Source organism: Vitreimonas sp., assembly GCF_035627415.1.
Taxonomy (GTDB): Bacteria; Pseudomonadota; Alphaproteobacteria; order Caulobacterales; family Aquidulcibacteraceae; genus Vitreimonas.
This window is the reverse complement of sequence record NZ_DASPLU010000007.1, coordinates 41,482-63,051: the sequence shown is the minus strand read 5'-3', so window position 1 is coordinate 63,051 and position 21,570 is coordinate 41,482. Positions and strand designations below refer to the sequence as shown.

Genomic DNA, 21,570 nt, shown 5'->3' with positions numbered 1-21,570 from the left:
CCCTTCAAGGATTGTTCCAAATGGCGCGCGGCGAAGGCAGAGTGGTGGCGAAGGCGGAACCGCCGGAAGATCCGGGTTCGCCGCCGATCCCGCGCACGATCGGGCGCCTGATGAGCCTGATCGGCGGTCTCAAAGGCGCGGGCTATCGCCTGCGGCTCGGCGCCGCGTTCGTGCTCACGCTGTTCGGCAAGGTGCTGGCGGTCTTTTCGCCGCTGGTGCTGGCTGACGGCATCAACGCGCTCTCCGAAGGCGACGCGCGCGGCGCGCTGCCGCTCTTCATCGGTCTCGCCGGCTTCTGGGCGGCGCTCCGGTTCGCCTCCACGGCCGGACCCCAGATTCGCGACGCCATCTTCCAGCCCATCACCGAAGAAGCTCAGCGCCGCGCCGGCACGCGCATCTTCAGCCACGTCCATGCGCTCTCGGTGCGCTTCCACCAGTCCAAGCGCACTGGATCGGTCTATCGCACCATCGAACGCGGCGTGCGCGCCATCGACTTCCTGTTGCGCTTCCTCGCCTTCAACATCGCCCCGACCATCATCGAGCTTCTGCTCGCGGCGGGCGTCTTGGGCTTCAAGTACGGCTGGCAATTCTCGCTCATCGCCGCGCTCACGGTCGTCATCTACGCCTGGATCACCTTCGGTATAACGGAATGGCGCCTGAAGCACCGCCGCGAGATGAACGAAGCCGACACCGAAGCCGCGGGCAGGGCGGTCGATTCGCTGCTCAACTTCGAAACCGTGAAGAGCTTCGCCGCCGAGCAGCGCGAAAGCGAACGCTACGACCGCGCGCTCGCGTCCTATGCCCAAGCCGCGATCCGCTCGAACACCTCGCTCGTCCTGCTCAACGTGGCGCAGACCTTGATCATGAATGTCGGCCTTGTGGGAATGGTGCTGGCGGCGGGCTTCCTCGTTGCTGAGGGCGGCATGGGCCCCGGCGACATCACCGCCGTCATCCTGATCATGACCAACCTCTACGCGCCGCTGAACATTCTCGGGTTCGCCTATCGGGAGATCAAACAGACCTCGATCGACATGGAGAAAATGTTCGTCCTGCTCGATGAAGATCCCGATGTCGCCGATGCGCCGAACGCGGCAGCTTTGAAGCCTGGCCCCGGCGAAGTGGTGTTCGATGCCGTCAGTTTCGCTCACGAGGGCAGGGACCGCGGGCTCGACTCCGTCTCCTTCACCGCTCCCGCCGGCAAGACCACCGCCGTCGTCGGCCCCTCCGGCGCCGGCAAGTCGACAATCCTGAAGCTGCTCTTCCGCTTCTACGATCCGGCGGGCGGGGAAGTACGCATCGATGGCCAGAATTTACGTGAAGTCACGCAATCCTCTTTGCGCACCGCCCTCGGCCTCGTGCCCCAGGACGTCGTCCTCTTCAACGACACGATCCGCTACAACATCGCCTACGGCCGCCCCGACGCGACGCAGCGGGAACTCGAAGACGCCGCCCGCAACGCGCAGCTGCTCCACTTCATCGAAAGCCTGCCGCAGGGTTGGGACACGCGCGTCGGCGAACGCGGCCTCAAACTCAGCGGCGGCGAAAAGCAGCGCGTCGGCATCGCCCGCGTCGTCCTGAAGAACCCGCGCATCCTCATCCTTGATGAAGCCACATCCTCGCTCGACAGCGCCACCGAAGCCGAAGTGCAGGACGCGCTAGAGCAAGCCTCGCGCGGGCGCACCACCATCGTCGTCGCCCACCGGCTCAGCACCATCGCCAATGCCGACCAGATCGTCGTGCTGGAAGAGGGCCGCGTCGTCGAACGCGGAACGCACCCGGCGCTCATCGCACACGACGGGCTTTACGCGAGCTTGTGGAAACGCCAGGCGGAAGATCCGGCGGTGGCGGCGGAGTAGCTACTGGGCGAGAAATTCGCCGACGTTCAGCACGACTGTGCAATCATAGCGCGCCGCATGCCCTTCGCCGGTGCGCCGGCAGAAGTCCAGAAACGAAGGGTTCTGGCGCATCGGTGACGTAAAGCGCCAAAGCACTCCGCCGCTTCCGATCTCCGACGCCTCATCGGCGCTCCACCCCCGGAGGCCGTCGAAGAATCGTTGCGCCGGCGCGCCGCCGCAATGAAAGCGAATGACATGTTCTTCGCGATCGTATGTCCGCGCCTCGGAAGCCTGATCGATGCAATCGATGTAAAACTGCGCTTGCGGCGGTGCCGGTTGGCCGGGAGCGATGTCAAGGGACGGCGTACCTTGCGGGCCTTCCGCGGTCGCGCACGCGGCCAGCGCGAACGCAGCAAGGATCATCGGAACCGCCTTCATTTCCGCGCTCCCAGGTCTCGCGCCACCACTTTCGCCGCATTGTGCCCCGGCGCGCCGGTCACTCCGCCGCCCGGATGGGTGCCCGAGCCGCACATATAAAGCCCAGCGATCGGCGTACGATAGTCGCCATGTCCCAGCACGGGCCGCGCGCTGAACAGCTGATCGAGCGAGAGCGCCCCATGCATGATGTCGCCGCCGATGAGCCCAAACGTCCGCTCCAGGTCGAGCGGCGACATGATCTGCCGCCCAAGCACGCTGTTCGCGAATCCCGGCGCATGCTTGTTTACCGTCGCGATCATGAGGTCCGCGACTTCTTCGCGATGATTGTCCCACGAGCGCCCGCCCGAAAGCTGCGGCTGCACGTGCTGGCAGAACAGGCTCGCCACATGTTTGCCCGGCGGCGCCAGCGTATCGTCGAGCGTCGATGGGATCAGCATCTCGACGATCGGCTCGCGTGACCAGCCGAACGCGCGCGCATCGTCGTAGGCGCGGTCCATGTAGGCGAGCGAGGGGGCGATGATGATGCCTGCGGTCATGTGATCGCCGGCTTCCGGCTTTGCCGTGAACCTGGGCAGTTCGCTCAGCGCCACATTCATCCGGAACGTGCCGGAGCCGACGCGATAGCGGCTGATCCGCTCGCGGAAGTCCGCCGGCACGGCCCCCGGCGGGACGATCCGTTCGAACAACAATTTCGGATTGAGGTTGGAAACGACCGCCTTCGCGAGCAATCTCTCGCCGCTCTCGGTGACCACACCTTGGACCGCCGGCGTTCTCGCCGGCGAATTGGCCGTCCCACCCGCGTCATCTCGAAGAATGAGCGCCTTCACCGCAACGCCGGTGCGAATCTCTACGCCGCGTGCGCGGCAGCACGCGGCCATTGCCTGCGTGATCGCGCCCATGCCGCCGATGGCGTGGCCCCACAATCCCTTCTTGCCGTTCACCTCGCCAAACACATGATGCAAAAGCACGTAGGCCGAGCCCGGCGTATAGGGGCTGGCGAAATTGCCGACGATGGAGTCGAATCCGAACAGCGCCTTCACCGGATCGCTCTCGAACCAGCCGTCGAGCCAGTCGCCGGCGCTCTTGGAGAACAGGTCCAACAGGTCGCGCTTCGCCGTGAGATCGAGCTTGTTCAGCCGCCCGCCCAGTCTTGCGCCGCGCAGCGCTTCCTCAACCGCCCGCACCAGCCCGCGCTCGATGAGGTTCGGCGGCTGCTCTAGCAAAAGATCGCGGACGACATCGGCGATCACTTCGAGCCGGCGCTCGTATTCCGGCAGCCGTTCGGCGTCGCGTTTAGAGAACCGCGCCGCCTGCTGCTGCGTGATCCCCGGCGCCGACATGAAGTAATCGCCACCTGGCAGCGGTAGGAAGTTCGAGACCTTGCGCTCTACAATCCTCAGCCCGTGCCGATGCAGATCGAGATCGCGGATGACTTTCGGATTGAGCAACGAAACCGTGTAGCTCGCCACCGAGTTGCGGAATCCCGGGTGAAATTCTTCGGTCACCGCTGCGCCGCCGACGATGTCGCGCCGCTCCAGCACCAGCACCTTGAGTCCCGCTTGCGCGAGGTAAGCCGCGCAGACCAGGCCGTTATGGCCGCCGCCGATGATGATTATGTCGTGCACGCTTGCTCCGCCTCCCGCGCCTCCTTGCCGCACGCCGCGGTGAAAGGCCAGAGCAGCGGCCAGGCAGGGCGCGCGCCGAACCAATCCAGCGATGGCGAGTTTGATGCAGGCGGAGCCATGGGCGCGCCGCAGCAAGCGGAACCCGATGGAGCAGACGGTCAGTCCCATTATCTACCGCATCCGACGCATCGCGGCGATGCTGGGGCGGTTGCAGCGGCTGGTCGTGTTCGGCTTCGAGCAGCTCGTGCTCGTCCGTCTGTTGGAGCGCCACCGCCCGATAGCCGAGTCGCTGACGGCGGCGCTGCTGAAGACCAAGCACATCGACTGCCACTCGCCCGAGCTATTCGTCGCCGACAGCTCCGGCCAGCGCGACGACTGGACTCACGGCTTCACCGCCGTGAACGCGGCGCTCTTCCTGAACTTGCGCAATCCCGACGCGCTCTCGCCTTGGCGCCATGCGCGGCCGGCGCCGGCGTTTCGCGCGATCTACCTTTGGGATTCCGCGTTCATCGCCCAGGTCTGGAAATGGTGGGAGCCGCAGGTCGCCTGGGAAGTGCTGAACGCAGTGATCGACGGCCGCGACGGCGCGCGGCTGCAGCACTACGTCTCCGAGTTTCAGCGCTCGACTTTCACTCAGCCGCCGCTGATCGCTTGGTCGCTCGATCGCCTCGGCGAGATCGTCGAGCCGGCGCGCTACGCCGATTGGATCGCCCAGGCCTATCTGCCGCTGCAAGCGTATCACCGCTGGCTGATCGCCGAGCGTCGTCTTTCGAACGGGCTCTATGCCTGGCTTCACGCCTACGAATCCGGCGTGGAGAATGCGCCGCGATTCGGCGATAGAGAAGAGCGGCGCCTGCGCGACACCCGCACAATCGCCGCGCCCGATTTGTCTTCTTATATGGTGCTACAGTGCGAAGCGCTCGCGACGATGGCGCTTCGCTTGGGAAAGCGCAACGAGGCTGCGGCCTATCAGGAGGAAGCGCACCGGCTGCGCGACCGTATCAACGAATTCTTATGGGACGAGCGGGAAGGGCTCTACTTCGATCGCGACATCGCGACCGGCGCGTTCATCCGCTCGCGCGCGATCACGTCACTGTTGCCGCTCTGGGCCGCCGCGCCGGATCAGCGTCAGGCCAAGCGTCTCGTCGACCACATTGTCAATCCCGCCGCCTTCAACACGCTGACCCCGCTGCCCTCAGTCGCGCTCGATGATCCCGCGTTCGAGCGCGACATGTGGCGCGGTCCCGTCTGGATCAACACCGCCTACGCCGTTATCGAGGGTCTACGCCGCTACGGCTTTCACGCTGCGGCCTCTGATCTTGCTTTCCGCCTCTGCGACGGCGTCTATCGCACCTACGGTCACACCGGCCGCTTCCACGAATTCTACGATCCGACTGCTCACACCATCGCCCATCTCCACCGCAAGCGCGGCAATCGCTGGAAAGCCATCACGCTCGGCAAGAGTCCGGTGACTGACTTTGTCGGCTGGACCGGTCTTGTGAACACGCTCGTCGTCGAAACGCTGATTGGCGTCCATGTCACCACGCGCGGCCCGGCGATCCGGCCGCGCTTCCCGGCTCGCGCGGAGGGCCTGCGGTTCTGCCTGACGCTGCCGATGTGGAAGCTAGAGATCGATCTTCACGTCCTGCACGGCGGCGTTACACGCGGCGAAGTGCGCGGCGCGTTCGCCCGCAGCTTCGAGGCCGAGTTCGGCGCAACCATTCCACTCACGACGACGCAGCACGCGTCGACAGGAGCCGTCGCATGAAGATCTGCGACATTACCATGGCCTACAACGCCAAGAGCGGCGGCATCAAAACCTATATCGATGAGAAGCGTCGCTTCCTACGGGATCACACCGACCACGAGCACTTGCTGATTATTCCGGGCAGCCGCGACCGCATCCGCCGCTCCGGCCGCAGCACGACGATCACGCTCCGCGGTCCGCTCCTGCCGGGTCAGGATCAGTACCGCGCGTTCCTTTCGCCGGTGAAAATCCGCAAAGCCCTGATGCAGGAGCAGCCCGACATTGTCGAACTCGGCAGCTACTACACCGAGCCCTGGGCCGCGTTCGCGTATCGGCGCCGCCGGCGCGACGCGGGTCTCGACTGCAAGCTCGCCGCCTATTTCCACACTGATGTTGCAGAAGCCTATGTTGGCGCGCCGCTCCGCACTGCGGCGCAGACCTGGCTCGAAGAATTAAGCGAAGCGCTCGCTAACAGCGTCGAGCGGATCGCAGACGTCGCCGCATCCGGCGCCGAACGCTACATCCGCTATGTCTTCAACCACTGCGATGTTACGATGGCGGCTAGCTCCGAGCAGGCCGACCGCCTCTGCGAATACGGCGTCGACGGCACCCACGTCGTGCCGATGGGCGTTGACTTGAAACTGTTCAGCCCGCGCCGCCGCTCGCAGGCGGTTCGCGAGGGGAATGGCGCCAGGCCTGGCGAGCTTGTGCTGATCTACGCCGGCCGGCTCAGCACCGAGAAACGCGTGCTGACTCTCATCGAAGCGGTCCGCAAGCTGCCGCGTGAGTTGAAGGCGCAACTCTGGATGCTAGGCGACGGCCCGCTGCGCGAGGATGTGGAAGCGGAAGCCGCGAAGACGCCGGCGATCCGGCTGCTCAAGTACGAAGGCGAGCGCGCGCGCTTCGCTGCGACCCTCGCGTCCGCCGACATCTACGTCACTGCGGGCCCATTCGAGACATTCGCGCTCTCCGTGATCGAGGCGCAGGCGTGCGGTCTTCCCGTCGTCGGCGTCGACGCCGGCGCGCTGCGCGAGCGCGTGGCGCCAGGTTTGGGCTATCTCGGCCCTGTCGACGACGCTGGCTCGATGGCCGCCAACATCGCCCGCGCAGCCGCCGAGCACGCTGCCATCGCTCGCCGCGCCCGCGCCCATGTCGAAGAGCACTTCGCTTGGCCGCGCGCCTTTGCGAAATTGCTGCGCTGCTACGATCTGCCGGCGCGTGTCGAGATAGCGCCGCCGCCAGCGGCGCGGGAGCCAGCTGTTCTAGCCGCCGAGTGAGGGGCGGCGAGGCGGCCAAAACAAAAGCCCGCGGGCGAGGGCCAGCGGGCTAGACGATCCAACCAATGAAGAAAAGAGAATGGCTCCTCGGGTAGGAGCCAAACTGGATTCCGCCGACGACAGCCCACCGCCGGAACGAAGGTTGGTTTTCCTCATGCGAGACAAACGCAACGCTCACGCTCATTCCGCTAACGGACGCTTGCGACAGCCGACGAACGCGCCCAAATCGGTATAAGCAAAGGTATGTTTGAGGACGAGGGATGGCGCGGGGCAAGCATCTGTTGACGGCGGCAGAGGTGAGCGCGGCGCGTCCGCCGGCCATGCTTCACGATGGCGGCGGCCTCTACTTGAAGGTCGAGCCTGGCGCGGAGCCTCAAGGCGTTGCGCAACGCTCCTGGCTGCTTCGCTACACGGCGCCAGCGACCAGCAAGCGCCGCTGGATGGGTTTGGGCTCCGCCGATGCTGTGACGCTCAAGCAAGCCCGCACGGCCGCCGACGCGGCCCGTAAGCAGCTGGAGGCCGGACTTGATCCGATCGACCAGCGGCGGCTGGAGAAGGCGGCCGCGGCCGTCGAGGCGGAGCACGCGCGGACGTTCAAGCAGGCGGCGCTGGAGTATCTGGAAACGAAGCGCGCCGGATGGGGCGAGAAGCACGCCAAGCTCTGGCTCGCGGCCATGGACAAGTACGCTTTCCGGCTGATTGGCGCGCTACCGGTTGCGGCCTTCGATACGTCCCGCATCGGCGTCGGCAATATCAAGCGGGTGCTGAGCCCGATCTGGAGCGAGAAGCCCGAAACGGCCCGCCGTCTCCGCCAGCGGCTCGAGAGTGTGCTGGAGTACGCCGCGGCGCACGGTTACCGGGAGGGCGACAATCCCGCCCGGCTGGCGCGCGTTGAGCACATCCTAGGGAAAAGCTCGCGGGCGGTAGAGCATCGGCCGGCGCTGCCGTTTGCGGAGGTTGGCGCGTTCATGGCCGATCTGCGCAAGCTCGACGGCCTGGGCGCGCTCGCGCTGGAGCTGACGGTTCTCTGCGCCACGCGCACAACCGAGACGCTGGGCGCCCGAAAGGCTGAGTTTGATCTGGAAGCCGCGCTTTGGGTTATCCCGGCGGAGCGCATGAAGGGCCGGAACGGCGAACGCCGCGAGCATCGGATTCCCCTCTCTTGGCAGGCGGCGGCGCTGCTGCGCCGGGTGTTCGCCGCTCACCCCAAGAGCCCGTTCGTCTTTCCGGGGCTGGGGACCGATTCCCATCTGAGCGGCATGGCGATGCTTAAGGTTCTGGAGCGGATGGGTCGGGACACGATCACGACCCACGGCTTTCGGAGCACCTTCCGCGACTGGGCCGCCGACGCGACTGACTTCCCGCGCGAGCTGGCTGAGCAGGCTTTGGCGCACAAACTGCCGGACAAGGTGGAGGCTGCTTATCGGCGCGGTGACGCGCTGGAGAAGCGCGCGAAGCTCATGCAGGCCTGGGCGGACTACTGCGATCGGGCAGCCGCCGGCGGCGCTGTTGTGCAGCTCCGCGTCAAGAGCGGGGCGGCCTAATGCGCGCGGACGGACGTAACGACAAAACTGTAGAAACTGCAGAAACTCCCAAAAGCCCCGAAACTCGGCGCGGAGAGGCGTAGGACAAAACTGCAGAAACTGCAGAAAGTAGGAAGGCGAGCCGGGACAGCGGCTCATTTGAGCGAACGCCATAGGAGGGCGAGCCATTGAACAAGCCAGCATCACCCGGCCGTCTCGTGCGAATCCCTTCTCGTCTATTCGATGAACCGGGGCTGCCCGCTGACAAAGCTTGGCGCGCGACCGCGGCTGTAATGAAGGCAAGCGAGCGGCTTACCGAGATAGCGAAGAGTAAACCCCCGCGAAACACGAACGATTTTCACCGCGCGCAGATTGATCGATGGATTTCGGCGCTCGGTACGATGCGCGAGCTTCTTGCTAACGACCTCGGTTGCTTGCCATCGAGCTACGAAGAGATTGAGGCCTTGGCGTTGTGCCTAAGCGAGGTGAAAGCTGGGCGGTTGCCTGATGGTCTCAAGCCGCGCGCGAGCGAAGTGGGCGGGGGAACCAATATCAACGAGCTCGGCCTGGCGAGGCGCATCATGTGCGCGGCCGCCCTCGACGTGATCAAGGGCGAGGAGCGCGCAGCGGGTCGCGAAACCTATACGCTGGGAATGGCCGCGAAGCGCGTGGAGGAAAGCCTGCGCAAGGCCGGCGTTCCGCTCGCACACTTCGGTATCGGGATGGCGCCGGATGAGACAGGTATCGCTCGCGGCTCTGAGACGTTCGCTACGGCCATTCAGATTAAGGACACTTGGCGTTCTGAGGCTTTGAAGAAGCGCGCCGATGAGTTGGCGGCCTTCATCGCCCTGGGGGAAAAGCTGGGTTCCGAGGAGTTGTTGTTGCGTGCCACCGCTGGCCGCACGCGGTGGGCCGACATCGCTAAGTGCACGGATGCAATCGAGATTCCGGCCGATGCAGGGACTGCTCTTGTTCGCAATCGGGAGCGGCCCTAGCCCCGTTTGCCCGCGTTTTTCGCGTCAGGGAAACGGCCCCCGCTGCCATTCCCCGGGATGAGGCGCGCATCTTTGCCATCACGGCGGCCCGCGAACGCGGGCGTAACGTGAGAGAGCAGACGCGATGCAGTACGCGAGGGCCAGCACAGAGCGCGAGCTTTGGCCCATCCCAGAATTTTGCCGCGCGTTCGGTCGCAGCAAGACGTTCGTTTATGACGCGCTCGCTGCGGGCGATCTGGATGGCGTGAAGGTTGGGCGCTCGACGCTCATTACCGCGGAGTCGGTGAAGCGCTGGCGCGACTCGCTGCCGAAGTTTGAGCCGGGCAAGCCGCTCCAGTGCGGCGCGGCCGCTGCGTGAGCGCCAACCATACCCCCGAAACGAAAACGGCGGCTGCCCGGACAGGGGTCAGCCGCCGCTCGCGCGATCACGCGCGGGAATGCCTCGATAGGAGCAAGGCAATGAGACGCATAATCCGAACCGTTCCCGCTGGCAATGATCCCGGGTCGCAGCCTGGGCGCGCACCGGCATTCTTCAATCGCTTTGACGGCACGGAGGCGAACACGGCGCACACTACGCGCCTGCTGGCGGCGCTCGCGAGCGTTGCGGGCGATCACACTGGCGACAAGCTGGCGCGGCAGATGATCCGCAACGCGACGGCGGAGCTTTTCGACGCCGCGGCCCGGCTCGATCGATTGGGCCAATGCGGCACGGCGCCGGCGCTCCAGCTGGAGGGCGCCGCCCATGGCGCCTGATGTGACGGAAGCGCGCCTGAGGGCGATCTGCGAGCGCTGGGGTTTTCCCGACGATCTCGCCGCGCCTGGCGCCGGGCTGCAAGCTCTGGAGGCTGTGTCTCGCGTCGATAGCGAGCTAGGAGCGCTCTATCCTGAGCAACGTGAGCGGCTGGCTTGGTTGTACGCGCAAGAGACTGGCACGCCGGAAGGTGACGCCATGGCGCGCGCGTTCGTGTTCGGCCTGATGATGCAGGCCCAACACCGCGCCGCTGACGACGCCGGCAAGGCTGGGGGCGATCAATGAGCGCCCCGGCCAAGCGTCTGACGGAAGCGCAAATCGACGTGGCGCGGGACGTGGCCTCAATCTCTGCGGTGGCGGAGCGCGGTGGCGTCATCATGGATCCACGCAAGAGCCGCCCCGCGTCAGGCGATTACTGGGCTCTGTGCCCGTTCCATGCGGAAAAGACCGCCTCTCTCCATATCGTCGAGCGCGGGGCGCAGAGCTATTTCCGTTGCCACGGCTGCGGCGAGCGCGGCGACGTGTTCGCGCTGGCGCAGCGCCTGTTCCGCTGCAGCTTCCTGCAGGCTTTCGAGATTGTCGGCGGACGGCTCGACGCGGCGCCCGACCCCGAATTGATCGCCGCGCGCGCTGAGCGCATGCGCGAGCTGGAGGCGCAAGCTGAGGCGGAACGTGCTGCGCGCCGCGCTGCGGCGGAGCGCATCTACTGCGCCGCGGGCCTTCATGTCGCCGGCACGCTGGGCGATCTCTACATAAAGCGCACTCGCACGATTGCCGCCCCGTTGGGCGCGGCCGATCTGCGCTTCTATTCTCGCGCGCCGTTGTCGCCTTACGAGCCGCACAAAGCGGGGCGCTGTCCGGCCATTGTCGCCGGCATCCGGAACGCTGAGGGCGCGCTTATCGGCGCTCACATGACGTTCATTAAACCGGACGGCTCCGGCAAGGCCGATCTGCCGCATCTTGACGGCTCGCGCTTGATCTGTGGCGAGCACGTCGGCGGACATATCCGGCTAGGCCGCGTCCGTGACGCGGCGGTGATTGGCGAAGGTTGGGAAACCACGCTCTCGGCTTCGGAGGCGTGCGCGCTTCCCGGACTCGCGGCGATCAACGCGCCCAACCTTCGCGCTCTCATTCTGCCGGCCGGCGTCAAGCGCGCCGTGATCGCTTTCGACCGCGACCCTAAAGGCGTCGGCGAGATGAGCGCCGAAGCGCTGGCGCAGCGTCTCTGGAGTGATGGGGTGCGCGTTGAGATGCTGCCGCCCCCGGATGGATTCGGAGACTGGAACGACGCCGCGCAAGTCGGCGCTCTGCCGAAGCTGGAGGCCGCATGACGGACGTTCACGCGGCCAACATGAACGGCGGCGCAGTCCGTCCGCGCGTTTATGATCCGGCGCCGGCATGGCCGGAGCCCGATTCTAACCTGACGAACGGCGGTGCGCGGCCAGCGCCGGCGTTCCCGATCGATACGCTAGGGGCGCTCGGTTCTTACGCTGCTGACTTCGCCGCATCGAAGGGCGCGCCCGTCGATTATTTCGCCGCCCCGTTGCTAGCGTTCGCCGCCGGCGCGGTGGGCGCCGCGCGCAAGGTCTTGATCCGTCCCGGCTGGGAAGAGCATGCAATCCTGTGGGTGGCGAGTGTCGGCGCGCCGTCATGCGGCAAGTCTCCGCCGCTACTGGCGCTCAAACGTGCTCTGGCGGCCATTGAGCGCGAAAGCGCGGGCGACGTTGCGGAGCGCCGGCGCGAGCATGAGGCCGCCAAGGCTGAGGCTGGGCTGCGGCGTGAGGAATGGGAGCGCTCTGTTGCCGAGGCGGTGAAGCACAAGCGCGCCGCGCCGCCGATGCCGGCCGAAGCGGAGGAGCCGGAGGAGCCGCGCATTCCGCGGATGATCGTTGCGGACGTGACCACCGAAAAGTTGGCGCGCATCATCGCTGAGAATCCGCGCGGCGTTATCTCGATCCGCGACGAGCTGGCGGGCTTGCTGGGGAATTTTGGCAAGTATGGCGGCGAGGATGCGCCTTTCTATCTCAGCGCTTACAATTCGGATTTCTCTCCTGTTGACCGGGTGAAGGGCGGCACGATCACGGCCGCGCGCGCCAATTTGTGCGTTGTCGGCTCGACGCAGCCCGACAAGATTCAGGGCTTGCTTTCGGGCCGTGCGAATGATGGCCTTGTCTCGCGCTTCCTGATGGTTTGGCCGGACGCCGCGCGCCGTGTTTGGGAAGTGCCCACCGTCGATGAAGGCCGCCTCGTGGCGCTCTTTCGCCGCTTGCGTTCGCTGGAGATGGACACAGAGGACACAGGCGAGCTTGCCCCGCGCGTGATCCCGCTTGCGCCTGAGGCGGCGCAGATTTTCGCGGCTTGGTGGAAGGAGCAAGGCGCGAAGGCCGCCGAGTCCGCCGGTTTCATGGCCGAATTCCTCGGCAAGTCTGACGGCACGTGCGCACGCGTTGCCCTGGTGCTGGAATTGCTCGACTGGGCGGCGGCGAGCGGCGGCGACAGGGACGGCCCACGCGCCGTCTCGGCTGGCGCCGTAGAGCGGGCCTGCCGTTTGTTCGCTGACTATTTCGAGCCTATGGCGGCGCGCGTCTATGCCGACGCTGGCTTGCCTGAAGCGGAGCGCAAGGCGGTTCTGCTGCTTAAGGAGATTCGACGCCGCGGCGCGCGGCGCTTCAATCTGACGAAGGTTTACCGCGGCGCTGACTCCTGGCGCCTGCCGGGCTTGACGCAATCGGCGGACGTTGAGGCCGCTTGCGCGGTGCTGATTGAGGGCGATTGCATCCGCGAAGCTGAGCGCGATCCCAGTGCGGCTCATCGGCCGAAAAAGGACTATCTCGTTAACCCCCGTCTCTTCGGGGGCGCAGCATGAGCAGCTGGCGCGAAGTGGCGCGGCGCGTGCTGCGGGAGCGGGAAGCGCCGCCGGCGCCTGAGCGCGCGTGCGCCGACGATCGCGACGATTACGCGCAAGAGGAACGCGCCGCGATTGCGCAGCATGAGGGCGGCTTGCCGCAAAGCTGGGCAGTGGCGCTTGCGGCGATCGAGCGCGGCCCGCGGCCGCACGGCGTCTCTGAGCGCGATTGGCGCGCGTTCGTCAATGTTGCCTGGGAGCGCGCCGACGCTTTTGGCGCAGAGCTGGCCGCGAACGGCTGGACGTTTGAGGAAGTGTTCGGCGTTGGCGAGCATTGGGCGCGGCTCGATCGGCGCGGCGCATGCTGGCTGGCGCGGGACGCGCGCATTGTGGAAGTGACGCCGGAGCGTATCGTATTTGAACGCGGCGGCGATCGCACAACGCACAACAGAGGGAGGCCGCATTGACCGCGCCCCCCTCTGGAGCGCCGCCAGCGCCGGGCTCAAGCCGCACGCGCGGCAAAGCCGCGGACGCGAGCGAAGCGCCTGCTGATGTTGTCGGCCGCCTGTTTGCGGAGAAGGCAAAGGTCGTTGCGGAGAAAGCGGCAGAGCTGGCCGCAGCCGGCGACGTGCAGTCCATGCGCCTGGTGCTCGACCGCATCGCGCCCGCGCCAAAAGAGCGCCCCGTTCGCTTCACGTTGCCGCCTGTCAATTCTGCCGCCGATCTGCCCGGCGCCGTCATGGCTCTGATGCAGGCGACCGCGCGCGGCGAGCTTGTGCCGGCCGAAGCGATGCAGTTGGCGGGCGTGCTGGAGCAGTACCGCAAACAAACCGAAACCGCAGAGTTTGAAGCGCGCCTGCGCGCGCTGGAGGAGGAACGCAATGCCGGCCGCTAGCATGACCGCGCGCCTTGTTGCGCTGGAGGGTGAGCGCGTCGCGACAACCGAGCCGCTTGTTACTTTTCTGACGACTGAACTGGCGACGGCCGAAGAGCTGGCGCAACTGGAGGCCAACGCGAAGGCCGCCTGGGCGGCTAACCATGGCCGCCCATGGCCGGCGGCTGGCCGCGTTATGCGCATTCTGCTCTGCGGCTTGAAACCAGAACGGAGTGGCGACAATGCGCGCTGACATGCTGTCACGTCTTGGCGCTTTGGAGCGCCGCGCGGGTCTTGGCGTCGGCGCCGGGCCATGGCTCAGCGTCGTCTATGAGGACGGCGCGCCCGCCGAGCATGTCGCGCGCCTGGAGGCCGAAGCGCTCGCCGCTTATGTCTCGGAGCGCGGCGAGCCCCGGGGCGAGGTGAATTACATTCATCGCGTCCTTATCGCCCCGCGTGCCCGCGAGGCGATGCAGTGAGCGCGCGCACCCTTTCGTCGCGGTTGAAGGCGCTGGAGCGCGCCGCGCGCACAGCTGCGCCTGTGTGCTTATGGCTCGACGAAGGCGAGACGCCGGCGCGAGCGGCCGCGCGCCGGTTCCCTGACGGCCCGCCGGCTGGCGCGCCTCTCCTGTTCTTTCGCTGGCAAAGCAGCGACGGAGCGCAAGCATGAGCGCGCGCGATCTCGCCCGCCGCATGGACGCGCTGGAGAAGCTTTCCGGCGCACGTGATCCGTTTGCGCATCTGTCAGACGCGGAGCTGGAGGCGTTCACGGCCGCTTGTCGCGCGCAATGGGCTGGCGAAGCCGACACCGCAGCCGCCCTTCTGGAGGCTCAGACAGAAACGACCCGCCTGCGGTTTGCTCGCACGCTTCAACTGTTGACGACGGAGGCCGCTTGATGGGCCTCCTAAGCATTCTGCGGCAGCGCGCTCGGGAAAATCAGAGGCCGGGCGTCGCGTCCCACGCGTTCGCCCATCCGGCAAAGACGCACATGCCCGAGGGCGACCCTGCCCATCCGGAGTCGATGCAGACGGCCCCCTTGGAGCAGCGCGCGGCTGTTTTGCAGGCGCAGCAGCGCGGCGCGCCTATCGGCGCTCCCATGTTCACGCAACAGATGGCGCAGAAGGGCCAGCTCCAGCTGGGCGCCGTGGGCGCGCAAAGCATGAGCACGCCTCAGGTCGCGCCTCAGCCGACGGCGCTGGATTCGCAGCTGACGCAGGCGCTGCAAATGGATCCGTTCTACTCGCTGCGGGTCGTGCAGGCGCTGCAGCAACGCTACCCGCAAAAGCGGCATTCTCACACGCTCGGCTCAGGGAGATAGCCATGGCCTCAATTGCTCGGCGCTCCCCAAAGCTTCCGCCGGCGCATTCGCCGCAAGACGTGCGCGATGCGGTGGCGACGCTGGAGGATCGACCGCGCGCGCCGGAGAAAACGCCGGTCTCGTCAAACGCAGACGGATACGAAGGCGAGTTTTGCTCTGACGGCGACTATTTCTACGTGTTTCGAGGTGGCCAGTGGAAGCGCGCTGCGCTCAGCACCTTCTGAGAGGCGATTGACGATGACCGTTGTTGATGTGAACGCGCCCATCCCGAAGACCATGCAGCGCCCGAACGGCGTTCCGCATCCGCACGCGTGGGAAGTTGGCGCATTTGCGCCGGCAGCCGACGCACAGGAGGCGTTCGGAATCTGGCAGGCCGCGATCCACGTGCTGCAAACGCACGGACGCCCCAACGGCCCCGATGGCGACACCTTCTGGGACGGCGCGAACGCGGAGGACGTTTATCCCTGTGAGCCGCTGCGCCAGCTGCTGCTGGAGCCGTTTCCGCCATCGAACTCGATTTGGCTCTTGCGCGTGCGTGCGGCGCCGGGCGTCGAGGTTCTGCGCATGGCCTGGAATTCCGCTGTTGAGGAGCCGTCAGAAAGCGGCGGGCTCTGGATAGAGCGCTTTGCGCCGGGCGATTGGCAGACCGCGCTCGCGACCATGGCGGAGGGCGCCTGATGCTCGGCGCGGCGATGCTCTTACTCGGCGGCAGCAGCAACGCGATCACTGTCAGCGAAGCCTGGGATTCGCCCACTGGCGCGAGCCCGCAAGTCACGGCCGCGCGCACGTTCACGGTGCCAGCGACCAACCCCGGCGATGTAACGTTGGACATTGTCCTGCACAGCGGCGGAACGCTGGCCTACCAGAAGAACAGCGATCCCTTCGTTTCGTTTGTCGATGCGGAAGGAGCGTCCGTCGCGAGTGGCGACACGATGCGGTTTCGTCTCACCGGCGCTGGAGAAAGCGCGAGCGTGATCGTGCGCGATGTGCTGTCCGCTGGGGCAATCGCTCCTGCCTTCACCATCACGAACACCTAGGGAAAGAAGATGCGCGGCGTTGCGATACAGAAGATTTCGTTCGGAGCGGTTAGAGGAGGCGACCCGTGTTGCTGACAGTGATCGGCAGCAACGGCTCCCGCGCGATCACGGTGGATGCGGAGTGGGACTCGCCGACTGGCGCATCGCCGCAGGTAACGGCGGCGCGAGTGTTGACGGTGCCGTCAACTAACCCCGGTGACCTAACTCTGGACATCATTTCGCAGAGCGGGGGAACGCTCGCATATCAAAAGAACAGCGATCCGTTCGTCTCCTTCATTGATGCAGACGCTGTGAACTGCGTGACTGGCGACACACTGCGCTTTCGACTGACCGGAAGCGATGAAAGCGCATCTGTGATCGTGCGCGATACCTCATCCGCTGAGGCGATTGCCTCAGCATTTACGATCACGAACACATAGAGGCGTGACATGGGATTGCTTCAAACGCTCTACTCGACGCAATACGCGCCTAGCGCCTGGCAGTCGCTCGCCTTTGGCCAACAGCCGCAACAGCCGCTCATGCCGCTACAGCAGGACGGCACGCTGCTCCAGCGTTGGCGCGAGCAGAACTCGCACTCGAGCGGGCCACGCGATCTCGACGGCATGCGCGCGGGGCTGCGATCGGCCGGGCCGAACGGCGGCGCCATGCCTTCAACGCCGCTGGCGGCGCTTACGGGTGCACGCGCAGCTCCGCAGCTGGGGCCGGAATGGCAGACGCCGGCGGCGCTGCCGACGCCTCCCGCTCTGCCGCAAGGCGCCGCCGCGATGACGGCCGGCGGCAAGCAGGCCGCGCCGTTCGATGCGACCGCGCGCCAGTTTCAGCCCGGAACAGCATCCGGCTTCTGGGGCAACCTACAAGCCGGGCTCAACGATCTGCCGAACAACAGGCTGTTGCAGACCGGTCTCTCACTGATGGGTCACGCTCAGGGCTCGCGGTGGGATCTGGTGGCGCAGGACTTGGCGCAGCAAGGCCGCGATCAGCGTGAGCGGCAAGCATTCGAAAATGAGCAGCGCCGGCAGAAAGTAGCGGATGCGCGCGACAGTGAGCAATGGACCTGGGCGCAGCAGGAGCGCCAGCGCACAGGCGATCGACGCCGGTTGGCTGAGGACTACATCAACAGCCGGCCGGAGGCGGAGCGCGCAGAGCTGCGCATGATCGATCCCGACGAGCTGGGCGGCTACATTCAACAGCAGCGGCAGTTTGACCTGCAACTGCAGGAGATGCGCGACAATCGTGCCTTCCGCGCGGCTTCGCTGAACATGGATCGGCAACGGCTGGAGCAGGACAGAATCCTGAACTCTGCTTCGTCGGTGCTGGGGCGTGAGGAGGCGCAACGGCTCGGCGCCGACATGCAGCGGCTTCGCGGCTGGAGCATGATCGATAACGACATGGCGGCGCTGGAGGAGATTCTGGACCGCAACCCGGCGGCGTTCAACAACTTGTTCGACGCGGACGTTGAGCAGGCGCTGGCGCGCGTGCGCGATCCGCAGACGCGCCGCGACGTACAGACGATCTATTCGCTCGCAACGTCGATGGCGCGCGAGGAACTGCGCGGACAGACGCCGGTCTCAAACATCGATTTGCTGTCCGCGGTTCGCAGCGCGCCCAACCCGTCGAGCGGCGCCGGTTTCGCGCGCGACTGGCTGAACCGCGCCTATCAGGACCGGGCGGACCTGGAGGGTTACGTTCAGGGCGCGATCAATTACATGCAGCAGCCAGACGGAAGCCGGCGCACGCTGTTTGAGCCCGATCCAGCGACCGGGCGCAATTTCTATCAGAGCGATGCATTCCGCCGCTACACGGGCAACGGAAGCTTTACCGACGTGCGTGGCGACCGGCGTTCACGGCAGGACAGCGAGGCGCAATCGGCGGCCGCAGCGCTGGCGGAGCGGCGCGCGCGGGGCGCAACAACCAGCGCGGGCTATGGCCACCTTGGCGGTGCCGCCGGCGCGCCGCGACTGCTGCGTGAGCCGAACGCATATGAGGCGACAATCGTGCGCCAATATCAGGAGGCACAGCGCGCCAACAATCAGAACCGCGTGCGCACGCTTGAAGTTCGCATGCGTCAGCGGGGCCTCATTCCATGACAAACAGATGGGACACCTTTAGCGATAGCGAGCTGGAGCGCATCGCCAACGGACGCGCCTCTCGCTACGAAATTGAGCAGGAGCGTCGCCTCAACGGGTTGCAGGGCGCCGGCGGCGAGTTCGGTTCTTTCCTTTCGTCAGCTGGCGATAGTCTGAGCTTGGGCTTTGGCGACGAGCTGATGGGCCTGGGCGCCGGCATTGGCGCATCGCTCAGCGGCGGCGATTTCGGCTCTGCCTATAGCAGCCAAGCGGAGCGCTCGCGCCAGAGGCTCGAGGATGCGTGGCGCTATCACGGCGGCTCTGCGCTTGCGGGCGCGCTTGTCGGTTCGCTGCCGATGGGCGGCGCAATCGGGATGGCGGCCCGCGGCGCGCGCACGTTGCGCAACTTGACACCGGTTCAACGCATCTTGTCTGGCGGCCTCACTGGCGCGGGCTTTGGCGCTGTCTACGGAGCGGGTTCCGACAATGACGATCGGCTGAACAGCTTGGAGGGCTGGCGCAATCGACTCATGGGCGGGGTGTCGGGCGCCGCGCTGGGGGCAGCATCGGGCGCGGCGCTCCATGGACTCGGCATGGGCGCAAGTCACGCCTTCCGCTCCGCAGTGGCGCCGATGCTCGATCCCGCCGAACGCGCGGCGCAGGAGCTGGGGCGGGCGATCAATCGTTCCGACATTCCCGAGCAAGCGGCGGCTCGCGGCGTTCCGGTCGAGAACGAGCTGGCGCGCCGTGCGCGCGATCTGGCGCGCATGGAGAAGTTCTCTCCCGGCTCCAATCCCATGGTTATGGACGCGCTGGGCGACGCCGGCACGAACATGACGATGGTCGCGGGCGCGCGGCCCAGCGCCGGCCGGCGCGCCATGCAGGAAGCGCTGGAGCAGCGCAACGCGGGCGCCCGCCAGCGCGTCGATACGATGCTGGTCCGCGATCTCGGCGGCGGTCAGCGCCGGACTGTGGCGCAAGCCTGGGAGGAACTGGACGGCATACAGCAGCAAGAGGCCGCGCCGCTGTTTGTGGATGCCATGCGGCAGACTGTGCATGCGGTCCCGCGCGAGCTGCGGGCGTTCGTCGCTTTCAACAGCCGTCCCGGCTCGCGCTTCGGCGCGGCGGTGGAAGCGGCGCGCGAGTCGATGCGCCGGCTGGGGCAGAATCCGAATATGACCGACGAAGCCATGATGCGCTCGCCGCGCTTCTGGCATCGGCTGCAGGAGAACGTCAGTGCGGAAGTGAACGCGGTCTATCGCGCCTCCCGCATGACGCCGCTGGGGGCGCCGCGGGGCTCCGCGGTGGGCGAGATGGTGCAGGATGACCAGATGGTCAACCAAGCCGTTATTCGCATGCTGGGCGGACCTCAGAGCCCGTACGGCCGCGCCATGAGCAAATACGCTGGGGCCGAGCGGCTGCGCGAAGCCTGGCGTTTGGGCGAAGACAGCGTGAGGCTCGACGGCGGCGAGTTCGACTTGGCGGACTACGCGCGGCGGCTCGTGCGCATGAGCCCGGCGGAGCGCGAGGCGGCGCGACACGCCGCCATATCCGGGCTGCGCCGCGAGCTGGCCCGCGCGGACACCGGAACGGGCCGCGCCGACGTGCTGCGGGCGATCGTCGGCAACGAAGCCAAACGCAACAATCTGCGGGCCATCTTCGGCGGCGAAGCGCGGTTTAGCCGGGTGCTGCGGACGCTCGATTATGAGCGCCGGCTGTTCCTGAATTACGCAGACACAAACCTGGGCCGCGGCTCGCCAACGGCGGACAAGCTGCAGGGCGCCGAGCAGATGTTCGGAGCGGACGGCTCGCCGCTCGCCAAGGTGACGCGTGCTTTGGGGCGTGATCAGCAGGCGCGCTATGACGAACAGCTGGCGACTGAGATTCTGAACCTGATGCGCACGCCATTGACGGGGCCGAACGCGCCCTCCAACATTCAGGCGTTCGCCCAGCGCCGCGGGCTCCTGAGCCGTGCGCTGCAGCGAGCGCAGCAACAGCGCGAGCTGCGCGCGCGGGCCGGGCCGCTGGCGATCCAGTCCGGCGCGGTCAATGCAATCGGCTTGTCGCCCAACGAGTTCTTTAGCTACTGATGCCCGACGATCCCAACTTCGCCTATGACGTGCTGAGGCCGATAGCCGTAGTCAGCGGCTATCTAATCAGCATGCGTTTGGGATGGGCTTTTAGAGATTGGCAGATAAGACAGCACCAGCGTCGCGCGGAGAAAGCTCGCAACGTGACACATGGGTAACGGCGATTATGAGTAGCCATTTGGCGCAGGCGACAGCGTTGTTGGCGGCCCACGCCTACGTGCTTGTGAGGTTCATGGCGATATTCGAAGCTGACCAAGCCATACCCAGTGCTTGGGTATTTGTAGGTCTCCTGCCGCTTGTTGGCATGGGATTGGCCTACGATGAGCTCGGCGAGTCAGAGTCAACCTGGCGGGAGCAAGCGAGCTTTTGGTTGCTCGCTATCATGGCTGCTCTTTGGGGCGGTTGGCAGATAATCATCCGCAACTAAGAGACTGGCGCTAGCAGGGAAACGTCGTTTCGAAGGCCAGCGCCAGCGCAATGCCGGCCCTTTGGGTTCGTGCGCTAGGGGTGCGTTCAATGTACTGCAGCAGAACTTCCCGAAGCGCAGGCATATCCAAGTTATCTGGGACGCAAGAGGCGCCGAAAGGCGCGCGTAATCCTTCCTCCCGAGCTCTGAGAGTTTGTAGGCGCACTCCACTGAAGAAGCCATCGATCTGCGACCAGCACTGCGCCGCGAGTATGGCGTTCGTCGCGATCGTAAGCGGATCGTCGCTCGGCGGCGCTTCCACGGCTACACATGCTTCTTGAAGGTCGTAGCCGCTGATAGGGAATGGACGCGGTAGCGATTGTGCAGCGACCGGCTCGGCGATCGCAAAGAGAATGGCGCACGAGACCATGACAGCGCGAGTCTGCATCGGATTGAGCCTCCCCGAAGACAATCTAGCGAGCGCCTGAGGATAACCCAAGCGCTAAGGCGCTACCCGTGGAGAAGGCGGGCCCCCGTTCCCCTGCCATTCGTGATCTCAACACCAGCGGCTTCGAACGCCGCCTTCAGCTTCTCGATCGTATCCGGACGCATTTGATCGCCAGCTTCGTAGCGAGCGACTGTAGCGACGCCTACGTCTGCTTCGCGCGCCAAATCTCGAACGCCCCAGCCGAGGAGGGCGCGGGCTGCTTTGCATGCTTGCGGGGTGAGTTTCGCCATTGGT

At 66.0% G+C, this 21,570-nt stretch carries 26 protein-coding genes; 22 read left to right on the top strand and 4 right to left on the bottom strand.

Going from position 1 to position 21,570, the window contains the following annotated elements; all coding sequences use genetic code 11:
• The first annotated feature begins 20 nt into the window (after nucleotides 1-20).
• The gene (locus VEA80_RS04935; RefSeq protein ID WP_325059587.1) at nucleotides 21-1,856 is read left to right on the top strand and encodes an ABC transporter ATP-binding protein/permease; all 1,836 of its coding nucleotides are present in this window, start codon (nucleotides 21-23) and stop codon (nucleotides 1,854-1,856) included.
• Here the strand turns inward: VEA80_RS04935 and VEA80_RS04930 are convergent, their stop codons facing one another.
• Both VEA80_RS04930 and VEA80_RS04925 read right to left on the bottom strand, forming a co-directional pair.
• Nucleotides 1,857-2,273 (bottom strand): hypothetical protein, encoded by a 417-nt coding sequence (locus tag VEA80_RS04930; RefSeq protein ID WP_325059586.1) that lies wholly within the window; start codon nucleotides 2,271-2,273, stop codon nucleotides 1,857-1,859. It lies immediately after the preceding gene.
• Entirely contained in the window at nucleotides 2,270-3,898 is a 1,629-nt protein-coding gene (locus VEA80_RS04925) for an NAD(P)/FAD-dependent oxidoreductase (RefSeq protein WP_325059585.1), read from the bottom strand. The genes VEA80_RS04930 and VEA80_RS04925 overlap by 4 nt, the downstream gene beginning before the upstream one ends.
• A 103-nt stretch (nucleotides 3,899-4,001) precedes the next feature.
• Here VEA80_RS04925 and VEA80_RS04920 point away from each other — a divergent pair, with 103 nt between their 5' ends.
• The 21 genes from VEA80_RS04920 (at nucleotide 4,002) to VEA80_RS04820 (ending at nucleotide 20,422) form a co-directional block, all read left to right on the top strand.
• The gene (locus VEA80_RS04920) at nucleotides 4,002-5,666 is read left to right on the top strand and encodes an MGH1-like glycoside hydrolase domain-containing protein (protein ID WP_325059584.1); all 1,665 of its coding nucleotides are present in this window, start codon (nucleotides 4,002-4,004) and stop codon (nucleotides 5,664-5,666) included.
• Nucleotides 5,663-6,922: a glycosyltransferase gene (locus VEA80_RS04915; protein WP_325059583.1), complete on the top strand. Its 1,260-nt coding sequence runs from the start codon at nucleotides 5,663-5,665 to the stop codon at nucleotides 6,920-6,922. Before VEA80_RS04920 ends, VEA80_RS04915 begins: the two co-directional genes overlap by 4 nt.
• A 260-nt stretch (nucleotides 6,923-7,182) precedes the next feature.
• Nucleotides 7,183-8,466, top strand: coding sequence for a tyrosine-type recombinase/integrase (locus VEA80_RS04910; RefSeq protein WP_325059582.1), 1,284 nt, complete (start codon nucleotides 7,183-7,185; stop codon nucleotides 8,464-8,466).
• Nucleotides 8,467-8,633: 167 nt separating this feature from the next.
• A complete protein-coding gene (locus tag VEA80_RS04905; RefSeq protein ID WP_325059581.1) occupies nucleotides 8,634-9,440 on the top strand; it encodes a hypothetical protein in 807 nt (268 codons plus the stop codon).
• A gap of 124 nt (nucleotides 9,441-9,564) precedes the next feature.
• Nucleotides 9,565-9,798 carry a helix-turn-helix domain-containing protein gene (locus tag VEA80_RS04900; RefSeq protein WP_325059580.1) on the top strand — a complete coding sequence of 78 codons (234 nt, stop codon included), beginning with the start codon at nucleotides 9,565-9,567 and terminating at the stop codon, nucleotides 9,796-9,798.
• Nucleotides 9,799-9,899: 101 nt separating this feature from the next.
• Entirely contained in the window at nucleotides 9,900-10,193 is a 294-nt protein-coding gene (locus tag VEA80_RS04895; RefSeq protein ID WP_325059579.1) for a hypothetical protein, read from the top strand.
• On the top strand, nucleotides 10,183-10,476 hold the full coding sequence (locus tag VEA80_RS04890) for a hypothetical protein (RefSeq protein WP_325059578.1): 294 nt from the start codon (nucleotides 10,183-10,185) through the stop codon (nucleotides 10,474-10,476). Before VEA80_RS04895 ends, VEA80_RS04890 begins: the two co-directional genes overlap by 11 nt.
• On the top strand, nucleotides 10,473-11,522 hold the full coding sequence (locus tag VEA80_RS04885; RefSeq protein WP_325059577.1) for a toprim domain-containing protein: 1,050 nt from the start codon (nucleotides 10,473-10,475) through the stop codon (nucleotides 11,520-11,522). The genes VEA80_RS04890 and VEA80_RS04885 overlap by 4 nt, the downstream gene beginning before the upstream one ends.
• The gene (locus VEA80_RS04880; RefSeq protein ID WP_325059576.1) at nucleotides 11,519-13,057 is read left to right on the top strand and encodes a DUF3987 domain-containing protein; all 1,539 of its coding nucleotides are present in this window, start codon (nucleotides 11,519-11,521) and stop codon (nucleotides 13,055-13,057) included. Before VEA80_RS04885 ends, VEA80_RS04880 begins: the two co-directional genes overlap by 4 nt.
• A complete protein-coding gene (locus tag VEA80_RS04875) occupies nucleotides 13,054-13,503 on the top strand; it encodes a hypothetical protein (protein WP_325059575.1) in 450 nt (149 codons plus the stop codon). Before VEA80_RS04880 ends, VEA80_RS04875 begins: the two co-directional genes overlap by 4 nt.
• The gene (locus VEA80_RS04870; RefSeq protein ID WP_325059574.1) at nucleotides 13,500-13,931 is read left to right on the top strand and encodes a hypothetical protein; all 432 of its coding nucleotides are present in this window, start codon (nucleotides 13,500-13,502) and stop codon (nucleotides 13,929-13,931) included. Before VEA80_RS04875 ends, VEA80_RS04870 begins: the two co-directional genes overlap by 4 nt.
• The gene (locus VEA80_RS04865) at nucleotides 13,918-14,163 is read left to right on the top strand and encodes a hypothetical protein (RefSeq protein ID WP_325059573.1); all 246 of its coding nucleotides are present in this window, start codon (nucleotides 13,918-13,920) and stop codon (nucleotides 14,161-14,163) included. Before VEA80_RS04870 ends, VEA80_RS04865 begins: the two co-directional genes overlap by 14 nt.
• A gap of 1 nt (nucleotide 14,164) precedes the next feature.
• Nucleotides 14,165-14,389 (top strand): hypothetical protein, encoded by a 225-nt coding sequence (locus VEA80_RS04860; RefSeq protein ID WP_325059572.1) that lies wholly within the window; start codon nucleotides 14,165-14,167, stop codon nucleotides 14,387-14,389.
• Between the two features lie 187 nt (nucleotides 14,390-14,576).
• Nucleotides 14,577-14,807: a hypothetical protein gene (locus VEA80_RS04855; protein WP_325059571.1), complete on the top strand. Its 231-nt coding sequence runs from the start codon at nucleotides 14,577-14,579 to the stop codon at nucleotides 14,805-14,807.
• Nucleotides 14,808-14,899: 92 nt separating this feature from the next.
• Complete coding sequence (locus VEA80_RS04850) at nucleotides 14,900-15,229, top strand: hypothetical protein (RefSeq protein WP_325059570.1); 330 nt, start codon at nucleotides 14,900-14,902, stop codon at nucleotides 15,227-15,229.
• 2 nt (nucleotides 15,230-15,231) lie between these two features.
• Complete coding sequence (locus VEA80_RS04845) at nucleotides 15,232-15,453, top strand: hypothetical protein (protein WP_325059569.1); 222 nt, start codon at nucleotides 15,232-15,234, stop codon at nucleotides 15,451-15,453.
• Nucleotides 15,454-15,466: 13 nt separating this feature from the next.
• Nucleotides 15,467-15,907 carry a hypothetical protein gene (locus VEA80_RS04840; protein WP_325059568.1) on the top strand — a complete coding sequence of 147 codons (441 nt, stop codon included), beginning with the start codon at nucleotides 15,467-15,469 and terminating at the stop codon, nucleotides 15,905-15,907.
• Entirely contained in the window at nucleotides 15,907-16,266 is a 360-nt protein-coding gene (locus VEA80_RS04835; protein ID WP_325059567.1) for a hypothetical protein, read from the top strand. The genes VEA80_RS04840 and VEA80_RS04835 overlap by 1 nt, the downstream gene beginning before the upstream one ends.
• Before the next feature lie 65 nt (nucleotides 16,267-16,331).
• On the top strand, nucleotides 16,332-16,685 hold the full coding sequence (locus VEA80_RS04830; RefSeq protein WP_325059566.1) for a hypothetical protein: 354 nt from the start codon (nucleotides 16,332-16,334) through the stop codon (nucleotides 16,683-16,685).
• A 9-nt stretch (nucleotides 16,686-16,694) separates the two neighbouring features.
• Nucleotides 16,695-18,353 (top strand): hypothetical protein, encoded by a 1,659-nt coding sequence (locus VEA80_RS04825; protein WP_325059565.1) that lies wholly within the window; start codon nucleotides 16,695-16,697, stop codon nucleotides 18,351-18,353.
• Entirely contained in the window at nucleotides 18,350-20,422 is a 2,073-nt protein-coding gene (locus VEA80_RS04820) for a hypothetical protein (RefSeq protein ID WP_325059564.1), read from the top strand. Before VEA80_RS04825 ends, VEA80_RS04820 begins: the two co-directional genes overlap by 4 nt.
• A gap of 437 nt (nucleotides 20,423-20,859) precedes the next feature.
• Here the strand turns inward: VEA80_RS04820 and VEA80_RS20535 are convergent, their stop codons facing one another.
• Together VEA80_RS20535 and VEA80_RS20400 are read right to left on the bottom strand one after the other, a co-directional pair.
• A complete protein-coding gene (locus VEA80_RS20535) occupies nucleotides 20,860-21,258 on the bottom strand; it encodes a Rap1a/Tai family immunity protein (RefSeq protein ID WP_414731493.1) in 399 nt (132 codons plus the stop codon).
• Nucleotides 21,259-21,338: 80 nt separating this feature from the next.
• Nucleotides 21,339-21,566 (bottom strand): helix-turn-helix transcriptional regulator, encoded by a 228-nt coding sequence (locus VEA80_RS20400; protein ID WP_349257209.1) that lies wholly within the window; start codon nucleotides 21,564-21,566, stop codon nucleotides 21,339-21,341.
• Nucleotides 21,567-21,570: the final 4 nt, after the last annotated feature.

Bases quoted from the DNA above. Each gene is read 5' to 3' on its own strand.
- VEA80_RS04935 (WP_325059587.1), top strand. From the start codon at position 21: ATGGCGCGCGGCGAAGGCAGAGTGGTGGCGAAGGCGGAACCGCCGGAA.
- VEA80_RS04930 (WP_325059586.1), bottom strand. From the start codon at position 2,273: ATGAAGGCGGTTCCGATGATCCTTGCTGCGTTCGCGCTGGCCGCGTGC.
- VEA80_RS04920 (WP_325059584.1), top strand. From the start codon at position 4,002: ATGCAGGCGGAGCCATGGGCGCGCCGCAGCAAGCGGAACCCGATGGAG.
- VEA80_RS04915 (WP_325059583.1), top strand. From the start codon at position 5,663: ATGAAGATCTGCGACATTACCATGGCCTACAACGCCAAGAGCGGCGGC.
- VEA80_RS04910 (WP_325059582.1), top strand. From the start codon at position 7,183: ATGGCGCGGGGCAAGCATCTGTTGACGGCGGCAGAGGTGAGCGCGGCG.
- VEA80_RS04900 (WP_325059580.1), top strand. From the start codon at position 9,565: ATGCAGTACGCGAGGGCCAGCACAGAGCGCGAGCTTTGGCCCATCCCA.
- VEA80_RS04895 (WP_325059579.1), top strand. From the start codon at position 9,900: ATGAGACGCATAATCCGAACCGTTCCCGCTGGCAATGATCCCGGGTCG.
- VEA80_RS04890 (WP_325059578.1), top strand. From the start codon at position 10,183: ATGGCGCCTGATGTGACGGAAGCGCGCCTGAGGGCGATCTGCGAGCGC.
- VEA80_RS04885 (WP_325059577.1), top strand. From the start codon at position 10,473: ATGAGCGCCCCGGCCAAGCGTCTGACGGAAGCGCAAATCGACGTGGCG.
- VEA80_RS04880 (WP_325059576.1), top strand. From the start codon at position 11,519: ATGACGGACGTTCACGCGGCCAACATGAACGGCGGCGCAGTCCGTCCG.
- VEA80_RS04875 (WP_325059575.1), top strand. From the start codon at position 13,054: ATGAGCAGCTGGCGCGAAGTGGCGCGGCGCGTGCTGCGGGAGCGGGAA.
- VEA80_RS04865 (WP_325059573.1), top strand. From the start codon at position 13,918: ATGCCGGCCGCTAGCATGACCGCGCGCCTTGTTGCGCTGGAGGGTGAG.
- VEA80_RS04860 (WP_325059572.1), top strand. From the start codon at position 14,165: ATGCTGTCACGTCTTGGCGCTTTGGAGCGCCGCGCGGGTCTTGGCGTC.
- VEA80_RS04855 (WP_325059571.1), top strand. From the start codon at position 14,577: ATGAGCGCGCGCGATCTCGCCCGCCGCATGGACGCGCTGGAGAAGCTT.
- VEA80_RS04850 (WP_325059570.1), top strand. From the start codon at position 14,900: ATGCCCGAGGGCGACCCTGCCCATCCGGAGTCGATGCAGACGGCCCCC.
- VEA80_RS04845 (WP_325059569.1), top strand. From the start codon at position 15,232: ATGGCCTCAATTGCTCGGCGCTCCCCAAAGCTTCCGCCGGCGCATTCG.
- VEA80_RS04840 (WP_325059568.1), top strand. From the start codon at position 15,467: ATGACCGTTGTTGATGTGAACGCGCCCATCCCGAAGACCATGCAGCGC.
- VEA80_RS04835 (WP_325059567.1), top strand. From the start codon at position 15,907: ATGCTCGGCGCGGCGATGCTCTTACTCGGCGGCAGCAGCAACGCGATC.
- VEA80_RS04825 (WP_325059565.1), top strand. From the start codon at position 16,695: ATGGGATTGCTTCAAACGCTCTACTCGACGCAATACGCGCCTAGCGCC.
- VEA80_RS04820 (WP_325059564.1), top strand. From the start codon at position 18,350: ATGACAAACAGATGGGACACCTTTAGCGATAGCGAGCTGGAGCGCATC.
- VEA80_RS20535 (WP_414731493.1), bottom strand. From the start codon at position 21,258: ATGGTCTCGTGCGCCATTCTCTTTGCGATCGCCGAGCCGGTCGCTGCA.
- VEA80_RS20400 (WP_349257209.1), bottom strand. From the start codon at position 21,566: ATGGCGAAACTCACCCCGCAAGCATGCAAAGCAGCCCGCGCCCTCCTC.